We start from the raw sequence: 919 nt of genomic DNA, 5'->3' as shown, positions 1-919 counted from the left end.
CCTCAACCAATACCGGTGAATAGCGAAGTCTCTTCAAATCAAGCAGAGCCACTATGCCTTGGGATCCGCCTTGCGGGCGGGCATCAGGTTTTCTTGAGCGGTGCTGTGAGTGCTGATGTGATTGCCCTGGTTCTGCGGGAGTTGCGAGCATGATCCCTGTTCCCAGCAATACGCGGGTTTGGCTGGCAGCTGGCGTGACGGACATGCGCCGGGGCTTCAATACTCTTGCGGCACAAACAGAGCAGGTTCTGGCGGAAGACCCGTATTCAGGTCACCTGTTCGTGTTTCGCGGCCGCAGAGGTGATCTTTTAAAGATAATTTGGTGGGATAGCCAGGGAGCATGCCTGTTCACCAAACGCCTTGAGAAGGGTCGCTTCATATGGCCTGCAGCGAAGGAAGGTAAAGCCCATATTTCTGCAGCTCAACTGTCGATGCTGCTCGAAGGGATCGACTGGCGAACGCCGGTGAAGACATGGACACCTCTGACATCCGGATAGCCTAATATTTGCAGTCGCTTAATTTAATTCCAGCTTACCTTTGCACGAGAGTTCCTGTATAAAGTCTTTATGCTCAAAGACCTTGATATCACCTCAGAAGACCCAGCTGAACTAAAAGCCGTCAACAAGCTTCTGGCGGAGGAAGTGAAGGCTTTGAGTTTGAAGGTCGAGCAACTCCAGCACCAGCTGCATGGGGCTAATCGGCACCGGTTTGGCTCCAAGTCAGAGACGCTTGATCAGCTCCACCTCAATCTAGCTGAAGACAAAGAGATTGCCGAGGCCGCTGAGCAGCAGTGTGATCCTGCTCCTTCAGCAGACAAAAGCCCAAAGCGCCAACACAGCCGCAAACCATTGCCGGATAATCTGGAGCGCAATGATACGGTTCTTGTTCCCGGCGATAGCTGCCAGCGGTGCGGTGGTAG

1 protein-coding gene and 1 pseudogene are annotated in these 919 nt (G+C 53.4%); both read left to right on the top strand.

Going from position 1 to position 919, the window contains the following annotated elements; all coding sequences use genetic code 11:
• Positions 1–149: 149 nt before the first annotated feature.
• Positions 150–497 carry an IS66 family insertion sequence element accessory protein TnpB gene (gene tnpB / locus PsAD37_RS10160; RefSeq protein WP_057461557.1) on the top strand — a complete coding sequence of 116 codons (348 nt, stop codon included), beginning with the start codon at positions 150–152 and terminating at the stop codon, positions 495–497.
• 69 nt (positions 498–566) lie between these two features.
• Positions 567–919 (top strand): annotated as a pseudogene (locus PsAD37_RS10155) (IS66 family transposase); the annotation flags it as partial.

The organism is Pseudovibrio sp. Ad37, from assembly GCF_001623075.1.
GTDB lineage: Bacteria > Pseudomonadota > Alphaproteobacteria > Rhizobiales > Stappiaceae > Pseudovibrio.
The sequence above is the reverse complement of the archived record's forward strand: the minus strand, read 5'-3'. Positions and strand labels throughout refer to the sequence as shown.

What these genes read in the sequence shown, in the direction of transcription:
- tnpB (WP_057461557.1), top strand. Translation starts at nt 150, where the DNA reads ATGATCCCTGTTCCCAGCAATACGCGGGTTTGGCTGGCAGCTGGCGTG.